Source organism: Janthinobacterium sp. Bl 1 (assembly GCF_058215535.1).
Genome location: NZ_CM177086.1, coordinates 716916 through 734014, shown reverse-complemented (window position 1 = coordinate 734014; position 17099 = coordinate 716916). Strand labels below are relative to the sequence as shown.

The 17099-nt window shown below is 61.1% G+C and carries 13 protein-coding genes; 8 read left to right on the top strand and 5 right to left on the bottom strand.

Annotated features, from left to right (window positions below; translation table 11 throughout):
* Positions 1 to 3: 3 nt before the first annotated feature.
* The gene (locus AC4BCN_RS03295) at positions 4 to 1980 is read left to right on the top strand and encodes a methyl-accepting chemotaxis protein (protein WP_338680526.1); all 1977 of its coding nucleotides are present in this window, start codon (positions 4 to 6) and stop codon (positions 1978 to 1980) included.
* 9 nt (positions 1981 to 1989) lie between these two features.
* Here AC4BCN_RS03295 and AC4BCN_RS03290 read toward each other — a convergent pair whose 3' ends face one another.
* Positions 1990 to 2490 carry a thioredoxin family protein gene (locus AC4BCN_RS03290; protein ID WP_034753151.1) on the bottom strand — a complete coding sequence of 167 codons (501 nt, stop codon included), beginning with the start codon at positions 2488 to 2490 and terminating at the stop codon, positions 1990 to 1992.
* A gap of 155 nt (positions 2491 to 2645) precedes the next feature.
* On the opposite strand from AC4BCN_RS03290, the gene AC4BCN_RS03285 reads away from it, so the two are divergent.
* From AC4BCN_RS03285 to AC4BCN_RS03260, 6 genes are all read left to right on the top strand, one after another.
* On the top strand, positions 2646 to 2936 hold the full coding sequence (locus AC4BCN_RS03285; RefSeq protein WP_490493570.1) for a DUF3349 domain-containing protein: 291 nt from the start codon (positions 2646 to 2648) through the stop codon (positions 2934 to 2936).
* 80 nt (positions 2937 to 3016) lie between these two features.
* Positions 3017 to 4183: an HPP family protein gene (locus AC4BCN_RS03280; protein WP_490492559.1), complete on the top strand. Its 1167-nt coding sequence runs from the start codon at positions 3017 to 3019 to the stop codon at positions 4181 to 4183.
* A complete protein-coding gene (locus tag AC4BCN_RS03275; RefSeq protein WP_490492558.1) occupies positions 4180 to 5277 on the top strand; it encodes a M48 family metallopeptidase in 1098 nt (365 codons plus the stop codon). Before AC4BCN_RS03280 ends, AC4BCN_RS03275 begins: the two co-directional genes overlap by 4 nt.
* 134 nt (positions 5278 to 5411) lie before the next feature.
* Positions 5412 to 7232 carry a DUF885 domain-containing protein gene (locus AC4BCN_RS03270; protein WP_490492557.1) on the top strand — a complete coding sequence of 607 codons (1821 nt, stop codon included), beginning with the start codon at positions 5412 to 5414 and terminating at the stop codon, positions 7230 to 7232.
* Between the two features lie 158 nt (positions 7233 to 7390).
* Positions 7391 to 8491 carry an SRPBCC family protein gene (locus tag AC4BCN_RS03265; protein WP_490492556.1) on the top strand — a complete coding sequence of 367 codons (1101 nt, stop codon included), beginning with the start codon at positions 7391 to 7393 and terminating at the stop codon, positions 8489 to 8491.
* Positions 8488 to 9663, top strand: a complete 1176-nt coding sequence (locus tag AC4BCN_RS03260) for a zinc-dependent alcohol dehydrogenase (RefSeq protein WP_490492555.1) — start codon at positions 8488 to 8490, stop codon at positions 9661 to 9663. The genes AC4BCN_RS03265 and AC4BCN_RS03260 overlap by 4 nt, the downstream gene beginning before the upstream one ends.
* 58 nt (positions 9664 to 9721) lie before the next feature.
* Here the strand turns inward: AC4BCN_RS03260 and AC4BCN_RS03255 are convergent, their stop codons facing one another.
* The gene (locus AC4BCN_RS03255; RefSeq protein ID WP_034753622.1) at positions 9722 to 10561 is read right to left on the bottom strand and encodes an HDOD domain-containing protein; all 840 of its coding nucleotides are present in this window, start codon (positions 10559 to 10561) and stop codon (positions 9722 to 9724) included.
* A 76-nt stretch (positions 10562 to 10637) separates the two neighbouring features.
* On the bottom strand, positions 10638 to 11270 hold the full coding sequence (locus AC4BCN_RS03250) for a helix-turn-helix domain-containing protein (RefSeq protein ID WP_128141046.1): 633 nt from the start codon (positions 11268 to 11270) through the stop codon (positions 10638 to 10640).
* A 192-nt stretch (positions 11271 to 11462) separates the two neighbouring features.
* Here AC4BCN_RS03250 and AC4BCN_RS03245 point away from each other — a divergent pair, with 192 nt between their 5' ends.
* Positions 11463 to 12059 carry a hypothetical protein gene (locus AC4BCN_RS03245; RefSeq protein WP_490492554.1) on the top strand — a complete coding sequence of 199 codons (597 nt, stop codon included), beginning with the start codon at positions 11463 to 11465 and terminating at the stop codon, positions 12057 to 12059.
* Positions 12060 to 12269: 210 nt separating this feature from the next.
* Here the strand turns inward: AC4BCN_RS03245 and AC4BCN_RS03240 are convergent, their stop codons facing one another.
* Positions 12270 to 12728, bottom strand: coding sequence for a hypothetical protein (locus AC4BCN_RS03240; RefSeq protein WP_490492553.1), 459 nt, complete (start codon positions 12726 to 12728; stop codon positions 12270 to 12272).
* Positions 12729 to 12776: 48 nt separating this feature from the next.
* Positions 12777 to 17018, bottom strand: a complete 4242-nt coding sequence (gene rpoC / locus AC4BCN_RS03235; RefSeq protein ID WP_034753138.1) for a DNA-directed RNA polymerase subunit beta' — start codon at positions 17016 to 17018, stop codon at positions 12777 to 12779.
* Positions 17019 to 17099: the final 81 nt, after the last annotated feature.

Here is a 17099-nt window from a genome sequence, read left to right as displayed (position 1 = left end):
TCCATGTCTCTGCTCCGCCGCCTCTCCATCCAGAAAAAACTCCTGTTCAGCATGGGCTTGTGCCTGCTGCTCTTCATGGCGATCTCGTCTTTCCTCAGCGTGCGCATGAGCAGCGATTACGTGCGCGAGCGCGTCGTCAGTCAGGAGTTGCCGGCGCAAGTGGGCGAGATCCGCAACGACGTGCTGCGCCAGATCAGCCAGCCCCTGTCCGTGGTGCAGACCATGGCCAACGATGTCTACCTGCAAGACTGGGAAGACGCAGGCTTGCCCGACAGCGGCATCGCCACCTTCCAGCGCTACGCCAAGGTCGTCAAGGAAAAGAACAAGGCCGCTTCGATCAACTGGGCCTCGGCCAGCACGGGCAAGTATTTCACCACGGAAGGCTTGCTGCGCACCTTGGACAAAAACCAGGCGGCCGACCAGTGGTTTTATGGCTTGCTGGCCGGCGACAAGGCCTACACGCTCGACATCGACAAGGCGGAAAACTCCAGCGACCTGATGCTGTACCTGAATGCGCGCGGCCAGACGGCGGGCGGCAAGCAGATCGCGGCCGGCCTGGGCCTGTCCATCAATGCGCTGGCTGACACCATCCGCAGTTACAAGATCGGCCAGACGGGCCATGTCTACCTGGCGCGCGCCAATGGCGTGCTGCTGGTGCACCGCGACACGGCCCTGGCCGACGGCAAGCATCAGCTCAAGGATCTGCCCGGCTTTAGCGATACCCTGAGCAAGAGCCTGTTGACCGGTAACAAATACGCATACGCCATCTACGACGCCCCTGCGGGACGCCAGTTCGTCGCCGCCTCCTTCGTGCCGGAATTGAATTTATACGTGATGGCGGAAGTACCGGAAGCGGAAGTGCTGGGCAACGTCACGCGTTCGGCCCTGCTTGCCGCCCTGATCGCCGGCCTCGTCGGTGGCGGCATCGCCCTGTGCATCATTTATGTCATCAGCCGCGCCATCGCCGCTCCCGTCGCGCGGGCGGCCGACATGCTCAGCGAAATCGCCAGCGGCAATGGCGACCTGAGCCGCCGCATGCCCGTCGAATCGGAAGACGAGGTCGGCGCGCTGGCCGCCGCCTTCAACCGCTTCGTCGCATCGCTGAACGTGACGATACGCGAAGTTCGTGACAGTACGGGCTCCATTGCCAGCGCATCGAGCCAGATCGCGTCGGGCAATCTGGACCTGTCGGCGCGCACGGAAGCCCAGGCGTCGAGCCTGGAAGAGACGGCGGCCGCCATGGAAGAACTCACGTCGACCGTGAAACAGAATGCGGACAACGCGCGCCAGGCCAATCAGCTCGTGGTGTCGGCGTCGAGCCACGCCGTCAAGGGCGGTGAAGTGGTGGGACAAGTGGTGCAGACGATGGGTGCGATTACGGAAAGTTCACGCAAGATCGCCGACATTATCGGGGTGATCGACGGCATTGCCTTTCAAACCAATATCCTCGCCCTGAACGCGGCCGTCGAGGCGGCCCGTGCGGGCGAACAGGGCCGCGGTTTTGCCGTGGTGGCGACCGAGGTGCGCAACTTGGCGCAACGCTCGGCAGCGGCAGCGAAAGAAATCAAGGACTTGATCGTCGACTCGGGCAGCAAGGTCGAAGCGGGCAGCAAGCTGGTCGACTCGGCCGGCGCCACCATGCAGGACATCGTCGTCTCCGTGCAAAGGGTGGCCGACCTGATGGGAGAAATCGCCTCTGCCAGCCAGGAACAAAGCCAGGGTATCGCGCAAGTCAATGCCACCGTCACACAGATGGATGACGCCACCCAGCAAAACGCGGCGCTCGTGGAAGAAGCGGCGGCGGCAGCCCAATCGTTGCAGGACCAGGCGGGCCGGCTGGCGCAAGTAGTCAGCGTGTTCAAGCTGGAAGAAACCGGGCATGCGGCGCAGCCACAGCCCCGGCAGCCGGCGCACAAGCCGGCGCTGCCCACGCCATCGCGCCCGGCAGCGCCGGCCAGCGATGCGTGGGAAGAGTTTTAAAGAAGACGCTTAAATCGCCGGCGCTTTCACGCTGGCCGCTTGCTTGAAGAAATCGTAGATGCCGCTCTCGCTCATGCGGCGGGCATTTGCCAGTTCGCCGCCCTTGGTGGCGTACAGCACCTGGTTATTGTCGCTCGATACGAGCACGGCAGCCGGGATGCCTTTCTTGAGCGGATTGCCATAGGCTTGCGCCACATCCAGGTTATGGTCGAAGTTACCCACGTCGACCTTGACGACCTTGAACTGCTGCTGCATCAATTCCGCGTTCTTGCCTTCCTTCAATGCCTTGTCGAGCGCGCGGCAATCCTCGCACCAGTTGGCGCCAAAGATCAGCAAGACAGGCACGTGCGCCGCCTTCGCTTCGGCCAGCGCACGGGCCACATCGGCCTTGGCATCGGCCGCCGCGTTGTACGGCAGGTGCGGCGTGGCGACGGGGTTAGCCGGTGTCGGCGCGGCGGCAACGGCGGTGCCGGCAAGCAGCAGGCTGGCAAGGAAAAGAGAAAAGCGCATGCGGGCTCCTGAAAAAAAATCGTGAGGCCAGCTGAACAGCTGTCAGCTGGCGTGATTGTCTAGAATATGCCTGCTTATGGGAAATATCCACCATTTAATTGCACTGTGCTTATGCGGAAAAGGTATAAGCAACACCAAGGAGTAGCCGCTTGAGCATGCCAGATACCCTGCCCCCAACCTTGTCCGGCGCCGTTCGCATGCTACGCAGCGCCTATCCCGCTGGCATTCCCGACTCGGCGTATTTCGCCGTATTGGCCCTGCTGTATGAACACTTTTCCGACCGCAACCTGGCCGAGCTGATGGCCGCTGTAATGGGCAAGGATGCGGCGGTGGTCCTCAATGACATCTATGCCTGCGCCAGCAGCAAGCCGGCACCTTCCGCCATCGCGGCCGCCAGGAACTTGCTGGCGCAGCATGGCTTGCAAGCGGTCTGTGCCGAAGATTGATGCCCGCAGGCAGCGAAATGGAACGCATGGGATAATATGGGGCTCACACTGAGCAACGCGGCCCGAACGCGCCCTCCTCCATGACGACTTCTTTCCTGGCACGCTGGCTGCCGCAACCGAACAACGGCAGCCGCCGCGAACAATTGCGCGCCTGCGCGGGCGCCATCTGCGGCTTGCTGCTCACTGGACTCATCTGCCATTTCCTGCTGGCCCCCGACAGCGCCAGCGTCTACCTGATCGCGCCCATGGGCGCCTCGGCCGTACTGCTGTTCTGCCTGCCGGCCAGCCCGCTGGCGCAACCGTGGTCCGTGGTGGGCGGCAATGTGGTCTCCGGCCTGGTCGGCATGGCTTGCGTCAAATGGCTGGGCACGAGCGTGGGCGTGGCGGCGCTGGCCGCCTGCCTGGCCATCGGCGCGATGTTTGCCCTGCGCTGTCTGCATCCGCCGGGCGGCGCCGTGGCGCTCACCACGGTGGTTGGCGGCGCCAGCGTGCACGCGGCCGGCTTTGAATTCGTCTTCATCACCGTGCTGTTCAATTCCGCCGTGCTGGTCGCTTGCGCCGTGCTGTACAACAACCTGACGGGGCGCCGCTACCCGCACATCCAGCAACTGGTAGCGCCGCATCCGCACGACACCAAGGATGACGTGCCCAGCAACCGCCTGGGCTTTTCCCCCGATGACCTCGATGCCGTGTTGCGCCAGCACAGCGAAGTGCTCGATATCAGCCGCGACGATTTGCAAGCGATCTTCCTGCAAACGGAAATGCGCGCTTACCAGCGCCGCTTCGGCGTCGTCACCTGCGCCGACATCATGTCGAAAGACGTGCTCAGCGTGGAGTTCGGCACGCCGCTCGATGTTGCCTGGCGCACCATGCGCGAGCACCAGGTGGGCGCCCTGCCCGTACTGAACCGGGCGCGCCGCGTCATCGGCATCATCACGCAGACGGATTTCCTGCGCCATGGCGGCCTCGACGATTATCAGGGCATGCGCCAGCGACTGCGCGGCCTGCTGCAACGCAGCGGCCTGTCCCATAGCGACAAGCCGGAAGTGGTGGGGCAGCTGATGACGCCGTCGCCGCACACGGCACGCCTGGGCACGCCCATCATCGATCTGGTTCCCCTGATGGCCGACGCCGGCTATCACCATATTCCCATCCTCGACGATGAAGAACGCCTGGCCGGCATCATCAGCCAGTCCGACCTGATGGCGGCCCTGTACGAAAGCCGCTTTGCCGAGGCCGCCGCATGACGCCGTTCCAGGCACTGCTGACGGGTCCCGACGGCGGCCCGGCGGGCACGGCCGTCAGCGCGCATTTTTTCGGCAACCAGCTGGCCATCGATGCACCCGGCCATGGTATCGACGTGGCGCAGCTGGTCGTCAGCGTAGGCGGTGTCGACGGGCCGGAACTATTCCTGAACTGGCTCGACGCACAAGGACGGCAAGCGTCGCTGAAACCGCTGACGGCGAGCGACATCGCCATCGTCTTGCGCGAAGCGCCGGCCGCGCTGCAGCCGCAACTGCAGCGTTTGTGGGGCGAGCGCCAGCGCAACCGGCGGCAGGTGTCGGGCTGGCTGGCCGGTTTGACGGGCGCGACCGTCGTCGCGGCGGCCCTGCTGTGGTGGCAAGGCGGCCATGCCGTCGGCGCACTGGCGGGATTGATTCCTTTGTCGACGGAAAAACAGCTGGGCGAACTGGCCCTGTCGCAAGTGCGCGCGCAGGGAGGCATCAGCGAAAGCGGCGTGACGCAGCAGACGGTGCAGGAGATCGGCCGCAAGCTGACGGCCGGCTCGCGCTACCAATACCGCTGGCTGATCAAGAACGACGACACGGTCAACGCGTTTGCCATGCCCGGCGGCATCATCGTCGTGCATACGGGCTTGCTGCGCCAGGCAGCCGACCCGGGCGAGCTGGCCGGTGTGCTCGCGCATGAAGTGCAGCATGTGGAGCAGCGCCATTCGCTGCGGCAAATGATCAGCAGCCTGGGCTGGGGCGCCCTCGTGGGCGTGACCATCGGCGATATCAGCGCCGTGGCCGCCATGCTGGCGCACCAGGCCGGCACCTTGTATTTCAGCCGCGACATGGAGGAAGAGGCGGACCGCCTGGGGTTACTCGCCTTGCAGCGCGCACATATCCGCCCCGATGGCATGCTCAGCTTTTTCCAGAAGCTCGATGACAAGGACAAGGCCAAGGTGCCCGACTGGATTTCCTCGCACCCGCAAACGGCGGCGCGCGCGCAGCAGATCCGCAGCCTGATCGCCGCAACGCCCTGCCCTGCTTGCCTTCCCTTGGCCAGCAGCCACTGGCAAGCGATGAAAGCGGCCCTGCCGCCTACGGCAAAATAGCAACATTCCCCTCGTACAATTTATCCAAACGTACTGGGCAATGGCGTATGCTTACGCCCCGGCTGCTCCTTCGCGACCGACCACCCCGACCCACAACGCCTCCGTTCATTCCCTCCTTACAAAGGACATCGCGCATGAAGCATCGTTTTGCCGCCGGCACCCTCGGCACCCTGGCCATCTCCCTGCTCCTCGCCTACGCGCCCATGGCGCAAGCGGCCCAGCCCGCAGCCAAAACAGCCGTCGCGCCCGCCGTCAGCGCGCCGAAAGCAAAGCAGCAGCTGCAAGTGCTGGCCGACACATACTACGACGCGCTGGCCCGTTTCGAGCCGATCAATGCCACCGAGAGCGGCGACAACCGTTTTGACGACCAGCTCGGTTCAGCCATCGTGCCCGCCGCGCGCGCAAAACAGTTCGCGCTGTACCGTCAGTACCAGAAGACCCTGCGCAGCATTGCCCGCGCACAGCTGTCGCACCAGGACCAGATCAACTACGACATCCTCGACTATGAACTGGCCACGGCGCTGAGCTTCGAGCGCTTCCCCGAATACCTGCTGCCGCTGAACCAGATGGACAGCATGCCCGTGACCCTCGCCAATTATGCGGGCGGCGAGGCATCGCAGCCTTTGACCACGGTCAAGGAGTATGACGCTTACCTGAGCCGTATTGGCCAGTTGCCGGGCTGGATAGACCAGGCCATCGCCAACATGAAAGTCGGCATGCAAAAGGGTATCGTGCTGCCGAAGGCGCTGACGGAATCGGCCCTGCCGCAATTCAAGAAGCTCGTCAGCGCCACGCCGCAGGACAGCGTCTATTACACGCCCATCAAGAACTTGCCGGCCAGCTTTTCCGACGCGGACAAGGCGCGCCTGACGCAAACCTATACTGTCATCATCGAAGCCAAGCTGATGCCCGCGCTGCAGCGCCTGTCCACCTTCATGGAGCGCGATTACCTGCCGGCCGGCCGCACGAGCAGCGGCTGGAGCGCCCTGCCCGATGGCGCCGCGTGGTACCAGGCGCGCGTGGCCAGCAGCACCACCACGGATTTGAAACCGGAGCAGATCCACGCCATCGGCTTGAAGGAAGTGGCGCGCATCCAGGAACAATATGCGATCGTGGGCCCGAAGATGGGCTACAACGGCCCGGCCGCCGGCTTGCCCGTGTGGGTGTCGGAACAGGCGAAATACCGTCCGTTCAAGACGGAGCAGGAAGTGCTCGACGTCTACCGCAAGCTCAACGTACTGTTGGACAGCAAATTACCCGCCTTGTTCACCCTGGTGCCGAAGGCGCCGCTGGACTTACGCCTGGAACCTGAACTGAGCCGCGATACGGCCGCCGACCACTACACGGCGCCGGCCGCCGACGGTTCGCGCCCTGGCGTGTTCTGGTCCGTCGTCACCGACCCGAAACTGTATGGCGACACGGGCATGACCACCCTGTTCCTGCACGAAGGTAAACCTGGCCACCATTTCCACCTGGCGCTGGTGCAAGAGATGGACTTGCCGAACTTCCGCCGTTTCGGCGGCAACAATGCCTTCACGGAAGGCTGGGCCCTGTATGCGGAAACCCTGGGCAAGGAAATGGGCCTGTTCGAGGATCCGGCCCAGTATTTCGGCCATTTGAACGACGAGATGCTGCGCGCCGTACGCCTGGTGGTCGACACGGGCTTGCACACCAAGGGCTGGACGCGCGAACAGACGATCAAGTACATGCGCGACACCCTCGGCTATGACGCCGTGGCGAAAAGCGAGACGGAACGCTACATGGCCTGGCCGGGCCAGGCACTGGGCTACAAGATCGGTTCGCTGAAAATCGTCGAACTGCGCCAGCGCGCGCAGCAGGCGCTGGGCGACAAGTTCAGCCTGCCGAAGTTCCACGAAGTCGTGCTGAGCGACGGTACCCTGCCCCTGAAACTGCTGGAAGCCAAGGTCGACCGGTGGATCGCGCAGCAGAAGTAAACTAGCCCCTCTCCGCAACAGCGGCAGCGCCAACCGGGGCTGCCGTTTTTTTTCGCACCGATATTTGATCTGGCGCAGATCCGGCGCATCTCGCGCGCGCCTGCCGGAACGCGTACAGGTCGATGCTGCCTAATTCCCATACACAGAAGGGAGGCAGCATGCAAAGCGAAGACAGGAACAATGGCGCCACAGCCAGCCCGCCCGCATGGCAACGGCAATCGGAGATACCAGCGGATGCATGCGGCGCATCCGCCCATGGGCATGAGGCCATACTTCACTACACGAGCGCGCGCGGTCAGGCCGGTGAACGGCCGCAGCGGCACATTCCCGACGATACCGCGCATGGCAATCATGGCCTGATCACGGCCCTTGGCTGGCTCAGCATCGGACTGGGCCTGGCCCAGCTGGTGGCGCCGCGCGGCCTGGCGCGGGCCAGCGGCTTGCGCGGCGTCTCGTCTGTCTGGATACGCGCCATCGGCCTGCGCGAAATGGCTTGCGGCGTGGCCTTGCTGCGCGGAGAAAGCAGGCCGGCATGGCGCTGGTCGCGCATCGCCGGCGACGCCATGGATCTGTCGCTGCTCGGCGTGGCCATGACCAGCCGGCGCAATGCGCGCACGCGCCTGGCGGCGACGGCGGCCGTGGTGGCAGGCGTGACGGCTATCGACTATATCGCCAGCGCACAACTGGCGCCGCGCAAGCTGAGCGAACTGCCCGCGCCCGGCGAAGAGGGGCTGGCGCTGCAAAGGAGCGTGATCGTCAACCGTTCCGCCGACGAATGCTACCGCGCCTGGCGCGACCTGGAAAACCTGCCCCGCTTCATGCCAGGCTTGCAGTCGGTGCAGATAATCGATGCGCGCCGCTCGCGCTGGCACAGCGTCGAAGGCGAGTGGATAGGCGAACTGACGCAAGAGCGTCCGGGCCAGAGCATGCGCTGGCGCGCGGCGGAAAATCATGCGGAAACGGGCGCGCTGGAACTGTCGCCCGCACCGGGCGGGCGCGGCACCGTGGTCACCATGCAACTGCACATGCAGGCGCCGGTCGGCAAGGTGGGCGCGGCCGTGGCCGGCCTGTTCAGCCAGGCGCCCGCCTACAAGATCGAGACCACCTTGCGCCGCTTCAAGCAGTGGATGGAAACGGGCGAGGTCAGCACCACCGAGGGTCAGCCGTCGGGCAAGCGCAGCTTCAAGACGCGCTTGCTGCACAAGGCTGGCGGCACGGCATCTTCCCCTCGACCGCAAGCAAACGGAGGTGTGTCATGAAAGCCAACTGCTGGCACGGCAAGCGCGACGTACGAATCGAACAGGTGCCCGATCCCGCCATCATCAATCCCGGCGACGCCATCATCAAAGTCAGTTCCACGGCCATCTGCGGTTCCGATTTACACCTCTACAATGGCGTCGTGCCCACCATGGAACAAGGCGATATCCTCGGCCATGAGTTCATGGGCGAGGTGGTGGAGGTGGGTTCCGCTGTGCGCAAGCTCAAGGTGGGAGAACGGGTGGTGGTGCCATTTCCCATTGCCTGCGGACGCTGCTTCTTTTGCGAGCAGCAGCTGTACTCGGTGTGCGAGAATTCCAATCCCAATGCCTATATGGCGGAAAAGATGTGGGGCCACTCAGGCGCGGGCATCTTTGGCTATTCCCACCTGACGGGCGGCTATGCGGGCGGCCAGGCCGAATATGTGCGCGTGCCGTTTGCCGACGTCGGCCCCATCAAGGTACCGGACGAGCTCAAGGATGAACAGGTGCTGTTCCTCTCGGACATACTGCCGACCGGCTACATGGCGGCCGAAGCCTGCGCCATCGCGCCGGGCCAGGTGGTGGCCGTGTGGGGATGCGGCCCCGTGGGACAGTTCGCCATCCAGAGCGCCTTCCTGCTCGGCGCCGAGCGCGTCATCGCCATCGACCATTACCCGGAACGCCTGCGCATGGCGCGCGAACTGTCCGGTGCGGAAACTCTGCATTTCGATGCGGTGGACGTGCCCGATGCCTTGCGGGAAATGACGGGAGGACGGGGCCCCGATGCCTGCATCGATGCCGTCGGCATGGAAGCGCACGGTTCCGGCGTCAGCTATATCTACGACCGCCTCAAGCAGACGATGAAACTGGAATCGGACCGTCCCACGGCCCTGCGTGAAGCCTTGATGGCGTGCCGCAACGGCGGCATCGTCTCGGTGCCAGGGGTATATGGCGGCTTCAGCGACAAGATCCCGTTTGGCTCCATCATGAACCGTTCATTGACCATCAAGACGGGGCAAACGCACGTGCAGCGCTACATGCAGCCGCTACTGGAACGCATCCAGCGGGGCGAGCTCGATCCCGGCGCCATCATTTCCCACCACTTGACCCTGGACGAAGCGCCGCACGGCTATGAAATCTTCCAGAAGAAGCAGGAGCAATGCATCAAGGTCGTGCTGCATCCGGGCCCCTGACGGCGCTGGCAGGCAGCGCGGCCGGGCCAGGCGAACAATGCGCTGATCCCGGACGAGCTCAGACGAGCAGCGCGGCACTCATCGAGCGCACTTCCTCGGCCGATTCGGCGAGGATGCTTTGCAGGGTCTCGTTATCGATAATGAAATCGATGACGGAATCGGAGGGCGTGAGCATTTCCACATACGTCACCTGCAACGGCGACTGCACGGGCGACAGCTGCTTGGCCAACAACAAGGTGTCGAGCAGGGAGTCGGGCGGAATCGACAGCAAGCCATCGCGCAAGCCTTCGATGGCTTCGCTCACGGCCAGCGGGATCAGCAGCTTTTTCATGACTTCGCGGGAAATGATTTCTTCGGCGGATTCCATCCAGTGATCCGCATCGTCGTCGAGCAGACCGGGAAATTCGTCGGCGCGCGACAACAGGTAAAAACCACCCACCTCGTGCACGATGCCGGCGAACAGCGCCGTGTCGGCATCGACGTGCGTCACGCGACGGGCAAGCACATGGGCCAGCGCCGCCACGTGGGCCGTGTGTTCCCACAACTGGGCCGCCTTCTGGCGCAGGACGGGGTCGATGATCTTGCTGCCGAACTGGCGTACCACCATGGCCGCCACCAGCGCGTAGAGATTGCGGTAGCCCATGCGCATGACGGCGGCGCGCACGCTGGTCACGGGCGCCGCATCGCCGCGGCTGTAAACGGCCGAGTTGGCCAGCGCGACCGTGCGCGCCGCCAGCAAGGGCTCGGCCAATACCAGCTTGATCGCATGGTCGATATGGCAGTCCGGTTCAGCCAGAGCCAATTGCAATTGCAGTGCGGAATTAACGCTCGTGGGAAACGTTAATTCGCCGCGTACCGCCTGGGAAACAATTAAACCGAAAGCCTGTAGTTTATTCATCATACGATCAATCCGCCTCAGATATTATTCTGGCCAACAATTCCATGCATCAGAAATTGAATGCCAGGCCCGGCCTTTAGAATACAGATGGCATGTCATTCGTTTGTAATGAAGAATCTGGTAATGCCAGCGCGTGCAATAATGATTCATCGCCGATGACAAACAACTTCGGCTGCTGTAATACCTGCAGCAGAAATGGCTGGCCTTCACGTAGCCGCCGGCGATAATCGGCCAGCGTATATAGGTTGGGATTGATTTTACGCCGTAAGGTTCGCTCGGCCGGGGCCAATCCCGTCAACAGATCGCCATAATTGGCTTCTTCACCCACCAGCAGCAAGTCGATGGCGCTGCCGGGCATGTCCTGTCCCTTCGCCGTGGCGCCCGACACGAAGGCCAGGTGCAGCTGGGTACGCAAGGGCGCCAGGGCCATGCTGAGCACGCCGACGATGCCGAAGGTTTTCTGCACCAGCCCGCTCAACTCCGGATACACGAGGCTTTCCTTGTTGGGCCAGAAGCGCCGCACATTGCCGATCCGCTCCGACGTGATCAGGCCGGCCTCATGCAGCCGGCGCAGTTCCCGCTGCGCCGACGCGCTACCCAGTCCCGTCAAGCGCATGATCTCGTTCAAGTGAAAGCCTTCATTCACGCGGACAAAGAGCAAACCCAGCAGTTTCTGCTGGGCGGGAGTAAACAGGGCTTGGGCAATCATGCGCCAGATATTAGCATGAGCACGCCGAAAATTGGCGTGGCATGCGTACTTTTGCTACGCTACAACAGAGTGTGCCGGCAGGACGGCATCGTGCATAATCGCCATGGTTGCGCACGGCCGAACGATCGAAAAACGGCGTGCCCTCTCACACTCGCAGTTGCCGACAAACGATACTTTCAGGGGAACACTTGTATGTCATCAGCCACCAGCAGCGTGGTCGGGTTTGTCGGAGGACAACTTGATACGGCGGCCTTTGAACACCTTTTATATGAAGACGCAGAAACAGAGCGCCTGTTGTCGGCGCAGCCGGCGCCCAAGTATGCGCATGCGGGGCACACGCTGTATCACTATATGATATCGCTCGACCTGCACAATCCGGCGGACGTGCTGAACGCGCAGGGCGCCCTGGCCGAGTTTTTGCACGCCGTCGGCATTCCGGTATTCGTCTCGGAAAAGCCTGGCCAGCTGCACGAGCTTTTGCTGGCGGCGCAGCCGAAGTGGCTGGATGTGGATCTGGCCTATGTGGCGGCACTGCTGGACAAGGCACCGCCACATGCAAAAAAAAGTGAACGGACGCAGTGGCTGCGGGCGCAACTGCTCGCGTTATTTCGCTATGCGAAGAAGCCACCCCGTTGGCTGCAAGCGCCCAACTGGCCCATCGAGGCGCACGGTCCGCTAGTATTTTTGGGACAACTCCCGGTGCACGGCTATTTTCATGACGAAGCCGCCGTCTATGTGTTTTACGATGCCAGCAAAAACGAGTGCCGATCAATACTGCAGACTTGCTGACGCCATGGCGTTCCTGGGCGCGGCTTCCTGCTTACGTGTGTGCAGGAAGGCCGCAGTCATGGACATAAAAAACGGCACCAGGAATTTTTCCCTGGTGCCGTTCTTATCAGCGCACAGCGCAGATGCATATATTTAGAAGCCAAATAATTAACGAATGGCCGCTGAATGGCATACGCAATAAATCTTTCTATTATCTGAAATTTCTATTAATTAAATGATTAAAATTCCAAAGAAAATAAAGCAGACGACATTCATGTGAATATAATTAATTACCAATTGTACGCTACCTGATAAAAATGACGCTTCGTCGTGTGTTGCCGGTTTCGATAGCCAAAAGATCGTCGGTGGTTTCACCGGCCAGGGTGGCTTTATCGGCCAGCAGCGGGGCTTGACTCTCAACCACTTCCCACGTCTCTTTCTCTTTGCATGCACGGTGGAAGGCCGCAGTAACGGACATATAAAAAAAGCACCAGAAGGTGCCTTTTTGTCAGCTAGCAGCGCGGATGACGCTTCGCCGCCATGATGTTGCCGGGTTTCGATAGCCAGCAGATCATCGGTGGTTTCACCGGCCAGGGTGGTTTTATCGGCCCATAGCGGGGCTTGAAGCTCAACCACTTGCGACGTCTCGTTCTCTTTGCCTGTGCGGTGGAAAGCCGCAGTAACGAACATAAAAAAAACGGCACCCGAAGGTGCCGTTTTGTCAGCTAGCAGCGCAGATTACGCTTCGTCGCCGTGGTGTTGCTGGGTCTCGATATCCTGCAATGCTTCTGCAGCTTCGCCAGCCATCGAGGCTTTCTCGGCCAGCAGCAGCGCTTGACGCTCTTCCACTTCCCACGCTTCTTTCTCTTTGCGTGCGCGGTGGAAGGCCAGGCCCGTACCGCCAGGAATCAGGCGGCCGACGATGACGTTCTCTTTCAGGCCGCGCAGACCATCGCGCTTGCCCATGATCGCCGCTTCGGTCAGCACGCGGGTGGTTTCCTGGAACGATGCGGCCGAGATGAACGAATCGGTCGACAGCGATGCCTTGGTAATACCCAGCAAGACGTTTTCGTAGGTCGCTGGAATCTTGTTCTCAACGGCCATGCGATCGTTCTCGTCCAGCAGTTCCGAACGCTCTACCTGCTCGCCAACGATGTAGTTGGTGTCGCCGGCATTGACGATCTGAACACGGCGCAGCATCTGACGCACGATCACTTCGATGTGCTTGTCATTGATCTTCACGCCTTGCAGACGGTACACGTCTTGCACTTCGTCAACGATGTAACGTGCCAGCGCTTCGATACCCAGCAGGCGCAGGATGTCTTGCGGATCGGCCGGGCCGTCCACGATCATCTCGCCCTTGTTCACGACTTGGCCGTCATGCACCAGCACTTGTTTGTCCTTGGTGATCAAGAACTCATGCTTGTTGCCGTCCATGTCCGTGATTTCCAAACGCTGCTTGCCCTTGGTTTCTTTACCGAACGCAACCGTACCCGTGACTTCTGCCAGCATACCGGCATCTTTCGGCGAGCGCGCTTCGAACAGTTCGGCAACGCGTGGCAGACCACCGGTAATATCGCGCGTTTTTTGCGATTCGGTAGGAATACGTGCCAGCACTTCACCAACCGATACCTGTTGACCGTCCTTGACCATGATCAGCGCGCCGACCTGGAAGCCGATCGCCACCGAGTGTTCGGTGCCGGCGATCTTGACTTCTTCGTTGGCGTCGTTGATCAGCTTGACTTGCGGACGCAACGTTTTCGTCAACGAACCGCGACGTTTCGCATCGATCGCCACCAAGGTGGACAGACCGGTCACTTCGTCGACCTGACGGGCTACGGTAACGCCTTCTTCGACGTTCTCGAAACGCACTTGACCGGCGTATTCGGTAATGATCGGACGGGTCAGCGGATCCCACGTTGCCAGAGCCGTACCGGCCTTGATGACCATGCCGTCCTTGACGATCAGGGTCGCACCGTACGGTACTTTATGACGCTCACGCTCACGGCCATGGTCGTCGGTAATCAGCACTTCGCCGGAACGGGAAATGACGATTTGCGCGCCCTTGCCGTTCGTCACGTAACGCATGGTTGCCGTGAAGCGGATGGTACCGTTCGACTTGGCTTCCACCGACGATGCCACTGCCGCACGCGATGCCGCACCACCAATGTGGAACGTACGCATGGTCAGCTGGGTACCAGGCTCACCAATCGACTGCGCTGCCACCACACCGACGGCTTCGCCGGCGTTGACCAGCATGCCGCGGCCCAGGTCGCGGCCATAGCACTTGGCGCACAGGCCGAAGCGCGTGTCGCAAGTCAGTGGCGTACGGACCTTGACTTCATCGATGGACAGACGCTCGATCTCTTCGACCATGTCTTCGTCCATCAAGGTGCCGGCTTCGTACAGCGTTTCCTGGGTTTCAGGATTGACGACGTCATGCACCACGACGCGGCCGAGGATACGGTCACGCAACGGTTCGATGACTTCACCACCTTCGACCAGTGCCTTCATGACGGCGCCGTTCATGGTGCCGCAATCATCTTCGATCACCACCAAGTCTTGCGTCACGTCAACCAGACGACGCGTCAGGTAACCGGAGTTAGCCGTTTTCAGCGCCGTATCGGCCAGACCTTTACGAGCGCCGTGGGTCGAAATGAAGTACTGCAAAACGTTCAGACCTTCGCGGAAGTTCGCGGTAATCGGCGTTTCGATAATCGAACCATCCGGTTTGGCCATCAGACCACGCATACCGGCCAACTGGCGAATCTGGGCTGCGGAACCGCGCGCGCCGGAGTCGGCCATCATGTAAATGGCGTTGAACGATTCTTGCGTCGACTTGGTGCCGTCGCGGCGGATCACGTCTTCGACTTTGAGCTGGTCCATCATGGCCTTGCCGACTTCATCCGAGGTTTTGCCCCAGATATCGACTACCTTGTTGTAACGCTCGCCGGCGGTCACGAGACCCGAGGCGTATTGCTGTTCGATCTGCTTGACTTCCGATTCGGCCGTCGCGATCAAGGTGACTTTTTGAGGCGGTACCAGCATGTCGTCGACGCAGATCGAGATACCGGCGCGTGTCGCCAGGCGGAAACCCGATTGCATCAGTTTGTCTGCGAACACCACGGTGGCGCGCAGGCCGCACTTGCGGAACGACGTGTTGATCAGCTTGGAAATTTCTTTCTTTTTCAGCGCGCGGTTCAGGACGGAGAACGGCAGGCCTTTTGGCAGAATTTCCGACAGGATCGCACGGCCGATCGTCGTTTCGTAACGCGTTACCGTTTTCTCGAATTCGCCCGTTTCGGCGTTTTTCGGGTATTCGGTAATACGCACGGTGACGCGGGTCGTCAGTTCGACTTCCTTGTTGTCGTAGGCGCGGATCACTTCCGACACGTCAGGGAACATCATCCCTTCGTTCTTCGCATTGATCGCTTCGCGGGTCGCGTAGTACAGACCCAGCACGATATCCTGGGAAGGAACGATCGATGGTTCGCCGTTCGATGGGAACAGGATGTTGTTCGATGCCAGCATCAGGGTGCGTGCTTCCATCTGCGCTTCGATCGACAGAGGAACGTGGACCGCCATTTGGTCACCGTCAAAGTCGGCGTTGAATGCGGCGCAGACGAGCGGGTGCAGCTGGATGGCCTTGCCTTCAATCAGGACTGGCTCGAACGCCTGGATACCCAGACGGTGCAGCGTAGGTGCGCGGTTCAACATGATCGGATGTTCACGGATCACGTCTTCCAGGATGTCCCACACGACCGGCTCTTGAATCTCGACCAGCTTTTTGGCGGCCTTGATCGTGGTAGCCAGACCCATCAGTTCCAGTTTATTGAAAATGAATGGTTTGAACAGTTCCAGCGCCATCAGTTTCGGCAAGCCGCACTGATGCAGTTTCAATTGCGGGCCCACGACGATGACCGAACGACCGGAGTAATCGACGCGTTTGCCCAGCAAGTTTTGACGGAAACGGCCGCCCTTGCCCTTGATCATCTCTGCCAGCGATTTCAGCGGACGCTTGTTGGCGCCGGTCATCGCTTTGCCGCGACGGCCGTTGTCCAGCAGCGAATCGACTGCTTCTTGCAGCATGCGCTTTTCGTTGCGCGTGATGATCTCTGGAGCGCGCAGCTCCATCAGGCGTTTCAGACGGTTGTTACGGTTGATGACGCGGCGATACAGATCGTTCAGATCCGAGGTCGCGAAACGGCCACCATCCAGCGGTACCAGCGGACGCAGTTCCGGCGGCAGCACTGGCAGCACTTCCATGATCATCCAGTCAGGCTTGATGCCCGAACGTTGGAACGCTTCCAGCACTTTCAGGCGCTTCGCGTATTTCTTGATCTTGGCTTCGGATTTCGATTCCTTCAGTTCCACGCGCAGGGTTTCGGCATCGCGGTGGATGTCGATCGAGCGCAGCAGTTCACGGATACCTTCGGCGCCCATGAAGGCGGTGAAGTCGTCGCCGTACTCTTCGTACTTGGCGGCGTAGTCGTCTTCCGACATGATCTGGCACTTTTTCAGCGGAGTCATGCCTGGATCGGTCACGACGTATGCTTCAAAGTACAGCACGCGTTCGATGTCCCGCAGGGTCATGTCCAGGACCATGCCCAGACGCGACGGCAGCGACTTCAGGAACCAGATGTGCGCGGTAGGCGAGGCCAGCTCGATGTGGCCCATGCGCTCGCGGCGCACTTTGGCCAGGGTGACTTCGACGCCGCACTTTTCGCAGATCACGCCGCGGTGTTTCAGGCGCTTGTACTTGCCGCACAGGCATTCATAATCCTTGATCGGGCCAAAGATCTTGGCGCAGAACAGGCCGTCGCGCTCAGGCTTGAAGGTACGGTAGTTGATGGTTTCCGGCTTCTTGACTTCGCCGTAGGACCACGAACGGATTTTCTCAGGCGAAGCGAGACCGATCTTGATTGCATCGAAGGTCTCGTTGGTCTGTACTTGCTTGAATAGATCGAGCAGTGCTTTCATGTATCACTCCAGAGGTGATTAAATTTCTATATTCCTGAGACTACATTGCCCGGCGTGGTTTCCCAGCCGGGCTTTGTGTTT